Raw genomic sequence first — 4,753 nt, 5'->3', positions numbered from 1 at the left:
TTCTCGAACGGCACGTCCTGGTGCTCGAAGGCCGACAGCACGGTCTCCTGCCCCCGGGCCAGCAGCTCACGGAAGCTGGGATTGCCCGACAGGTCCCTGCGCAGCACCAGGGTGTTGACGAAGAAGCCGACCAGGTCGTCCAGGGCCACGTCCGTGCGGCCGGCGACAGCTGTGCCGATCGGGACGTCCGTCCCCGCGCCGAGGCGGAACAGCAGCACGGCCAGTGCGGAGTGCAGTGCCACGAACAGGCTCACGCCCTCGGCCCGGGCCAGCTCCGCGAGCCGCGCATGCACCGTGGCCGGGACCGAGAGCGGAGCGGCGAGGCTGCGGTAGGAGCCGACGGCGGGGCGCGGGCGGTCGGCCGGCAGCGTCAGCTCTTCCGGCACGTCCGCAAGGGCCTCGCGCCAGTAGGCGACCTGGCGGGACATCCTGCTCTCCGGATCGTCCTCGTCACCGAGCAGCTCCCGCTGCCACAGCGCGTAGTCCGCGTACTGCACCGGCAGCGGCTCCCACTCGGGCGCCCCGCCCGCGACACGCGCCGCATACGCCGCCGAGAGGTCCCGGGCCAGTGGCCCCATCGACCAGCCGTCGGCCGCGATGTGGTGCACGACCAGGGCCAGGACGTGCTCGTCCCGCGCCGTGGAGAAGACCCAGGCCCGCAACGGCACCTCGGTCGCCAGATCGAAGGCGTGTCCCAGGGCCGAGGTGACGGCGTCGTCCAGCTCCTCCGGGGCCACCTCGGCCACGGTCAGCGCCCAGTCCAGCTCGTCGGGCTTGAGGATGCGCTGGTAGGGCTCGCCGTCCACGCTCGGGAAGACGGTGCGCAGCGCCTCGTGCCGCTCGATCACGTCGCGCAGCGCCGCGTTCAGCGCCGCGCGGTCCAACTCGCCGGAGAGTCGCTGCACCACCGGGATGTTGTACCTGGCGCTCGGGCCGTCCAGCTGGCCGATGAACCACAGCCGGCGCTGGGCGAAGGACAGGGGCACCATCAGGACTCCTCGTGGTTGCGCATCGGCCGCAGAGCCGGCCTCGTTGTTTTTTCCGCCCCGAGTTGCTGGGCGAGTCCGGCGACGGTGGGTGTCCGGTAGAGCGCCCGAAGTGAGACGTCGAGTCCCAGCAGGGTTCTGATCTGGCTGGTCAGGCGGGTCGCGAGCAGGGAGTGGCCACCGAGGTCGAAGAAGTCGTCGTCGACGCCCACGTCCTCCAGTCCCAGGACCTCGGCGAAGGCCCGGCACAGGAGTGCCTCCCGCCGGTCGGCCGGGCCGCGGCCCGTGCCCGCCGCGTACTCCGGAGCGGGCAGGGCCTTGCGGTCCAGCTTGCCGTTGACGGTCAGGGGCAGGGCGTCCAGCAGCACCACGGCGGACGGAACCATGTAGCCGGGCAACCGGTCGGCCGCGAAACTCCGCAGTGTCCGGGCGAATTCGCCGGGGTCGCGGCCGCTCTCGGTCGGCACCACGTAAGCCACCAGCCGGGTGTCGCCGGTGTCCTGCCGGGCGACGACCGCAGCCTCTGCCACCGCGTCATGGGCGGCGAGCACCGCGCCGATCTCCCCGGGCTCGATCCGGAAACCACGGACCTTGACCTGCTCGTCCGCACGTCCCAGGTACTCCAGCCGGCCGGTTGCCGTCCACCGTGCCCGGTCGCCGGTGCGGTACATCCGCGCGCCCGGCTCGAAGGGGCAGGCGACGAACCGCTCCGCCGACAGGGCCGCGCGCCGTAGATAGCCACGGGCGAGCTGACCGCCGGAGACGTACATCTCGCCGGCCACTCCCACCGGCACCGGGCGCAGCCGCTCGTCCAGCACGAACACGTGCAGACCGGGAATGCCGCGCCCCACCACGCCGGCCGTGGCGCCGTCGGCCGCCAGTTCCTGGAACGTGACGTGCACCGTGGTCTCGGTGATCCCGTACATGTTGACCAGTCGTGGACCGTCGGCGCCGTGGCGCTCCCACCAGCCGGCCAGACGCGACGGGTCCAGGGCCTCGCCGCCGAAGACGACCGTGCGCAGCGAGCGCACGGCCTGCGGTCGCCGCTCTTCGGCCGCCATCAACTGGTAGAAGGCGGACGGGGTCTGGCTGAGCATGGTGACGCCCTCGCGCTCCAGCAGCGTGAGGAACTCCTCCGGCGATCGCGACACCTCGAAGGGCACCACCGCCACGCGGCCACCGTGCAGCAGCGCGCCCCACAGTTCCCACACCGAGAAGTCGAACGCGAACGAGTGGAACCAGCTCCACACTTCCCCGGGGCCGAAGCCGAACAGCTCCCGCGTCCCGGCGAACAGTCCTGTCACGTTCCGGTGTGTCACCACAACGCCCTTGGGACGTCCGGTGGAACCCGAGGTGTAGATCACGTACGCGGGCTGGTCCGGCACGGGCGTCCCACGCTCGGCCGCGGACGGCACTCCCGCGTCCAGTCGCGACAGCTCCTGTGCCACCGCCGGGTCGTCCATGGTCACCAGGGTGGCCCCCGAACCGGTCAGCCGCTGCGCCGTGTCCCGCGTGGTCAGCACCAGGCCGGCCCCGGCATCGCCGATCGTGAACGCGACCCGGTCTGCCGGGTACACCGGATCGATCGGCAGATAGGCGCCACCGGCCTTGAGGACCGCGAGCAGTGCCACGATGAGTTCGACGCCGCGTTCCAGGCAGACGCCGACCACCGACTCCGCGCCCACGCCGTGCGCGAGCAGTAGGCGGGCCAGCCGGTTCGCCCGCGCGTCCAGCTCGCCGTAGGACACCTCGACCCCGTCCGCGGACACGGCCACCGCGTCAGGAGTCCGCGCCGCCTGGGCCTCGAACAGCGCGGGCAGTGTCGAGACCTCGCTCCCGGCTCCGCCGTCGTTCCACTCCCAAAGCACCTGCCGCAGCTCGTTGTCGTCCATCGCCTCGACCGCGCTCACCGGCACCTGTGGATCGGCCGCCACCGCGGCGAGCACCCGCACCAGGCGCTCCGCCAGCCGCTCGGCCGACGCCTCCTCGAACAGGTCCGCTGCGACGATCAGCGAGCCCTCGATACCGGCGGGCCGTCCCGCCTCGTCGAACAGCTCCCGTGCCGCCAGCTCGAGGTCGAACTTGGCAACCGCCATCGCCGGGGCCGTACCGACGGCCCGTGTACCCGGCAGGTCGACCACGGCCTGCTCGTTGTTCTGCAGCGTGAGCATCACCTGGAACAGCGGCTGAATCGCCGTCGAGCGGGTCGGCGCCAGTTCCTCGACCAGCTTCTCGAACGGCACATCCTGGTGTTCGAAGGCCGAGAGGCTGGTTTCCCGCACCCGGCGCAGCAGCTCGCGGAAAGTGGGGTCGCCCGACAGGTCGGTGCGCAGCACGAGGGTGTTGACGAAGAAGCCGACCAGGTCGTCCAGCGCGGCGTCCGTACGGCCGGCGGTCGCCGCGCCGATCGGGATGTCGGAGCCTGCACCCAGGCGGGCGAGCAGAAGGGCCAGCGCGGACTGCAGCAGCATGAAGGAGGTCACGCCCTCGTCGCGGGCCAGCTCGGCGAGCTGTGCGTGGACTTCGGCCGGTACCGTCAGCAGTGCCTGGTGTCCGCGGTGGGACGCCGTCGGCGGCCGCGGGTGGTCGAACGGCAACGCCAGCTCCTCCGGGGCGCCGGTCAGCGCCTCACGCCAGTAGGCCGTCTGGCGGGCGAGGAGGCTGTCGGGGTCCTGTTCGTCGCCGAGCAGTTCCCGCTGCCACAGCGCGTAGTCGGCGTACTGGACGGGCAGCGGCTCCCACACCGGCGCCCGGCCCTCGCGGCGAGCAGCGTAGGCCCGCGAGACGTCGGCCGCCAGCGGGGCCGTCGACCAGCCGTCGCCGGCGATGTGGTGCACCGTCACCACGAGGACGTGCTCCTGCGGACCGCCCTGGAACAGCCAGGCACGGACGGGCAGTTCGGCTGCGAGGTCGAAGACGTGTCCCGCGGCCTCGGCGACGGCGGCGTCCATCTGCGCTGCGGCCACCTCGACGGTGGTCAGCTCCCAGTCCATGTCCTCGGGGTCGAGGATGCGCTGGTAGGGCTCGCCGTCGGCGACCGCGTAGACGGTGCGCAGCACCTCGTGGCGGCCGATCACGTCCCGCAGGGCGGCGTTCAGGGCCGTGCGGTCCACCTCGCCGGACAGGCGCAGTGCGACCGGTACGTTGTAGGTGGCGCTCGGGCCCTCCAGCTGCCCCAGGAACCAGAGCCGGCGTTGCGCGTACGACAGTGGCAGCCGCTCCGGGCGCGCTACGGCGGTCGGCGCCGTCCGCGCGGTGTCGGCGCCGGCCAGGCGTGCTGCCAGGCCCGCCACGGTGGGCGCGTCGAACAGCGTCCGCAGCGGCACCTCCACGCCCAGCACGGCCCGTATCCGGCCGACCAGGCGGGTGGCGAGCAGGGAGTGGCCGCCGAGAGCGAAGAAGTCGTCGTCGACGCCGACGCCGTCCAGGCCGAGGACCTGCGCGAAGACCCCGCAGAGCAGCTCCTCGTGGAGGTTTGCCGGGCCGCGTCCGGCGCCGGTCGCGTACGCCGGGGCGGGCAGAGCTGCGCGGTCCAGTTTGCCGTTCACGGTCATGGGCAGGGCGTCCAGCACGACCACGGCGGCCGGGACCATGTACGCGGGCAGCCGTTCGGCGGCGAACTGCCGTAGCGCGAGCGGAAGGTGTGGCCGTTCTTCGGCGGCGTCCGGCACCACGTAGGCCACCAGCCGCGTGTCACCCGGGACGTCCTCGCGGGCGATGACCGCCGCCTGGGCGACTCCGGGGTGCGAGGCGACGACGTTCTCGAC

Annotated in this window: 2 protein-coding genes; both read right to left on the bottom strand. The window is 72.6% G+C overall.

The window, feature by feature from the left end; genetic code table 11:
* The coding region (locus AB0L59_RS42125; protein ID WP_365593477.1) for a condensation domain-containing protein at window positions 1–989 on the bottom strand (989 nt) is incomplete at its 3' end.
* Window positions 989–4,753, bottom strand: a 3,765-nt coding sequence (locus AB0L59_RS42120; protein ID WP_365593474.1) for an amino acid adenylation domain-containing protein, incomplete at its 5' end; no start/stop codon positions are given. The genes AB0L59_RS42125 and AB0L59_RS42120, both read right to left, overlap by 1 nt.

It is taken from the genome of Streptomyces sp. NPDC052109 (assembly GCF_040680195.1).
GTDB lineage: Bacteria > Actinomycetota > Actinomycetes > Streptomycetales > Streptomycetaceae > Streptomyces.
The sequence above is the reverse complement of the archived record's forward strand: the minus strand, read 5'-3'. Positions and strand labels throughout refer to the sequence as shown.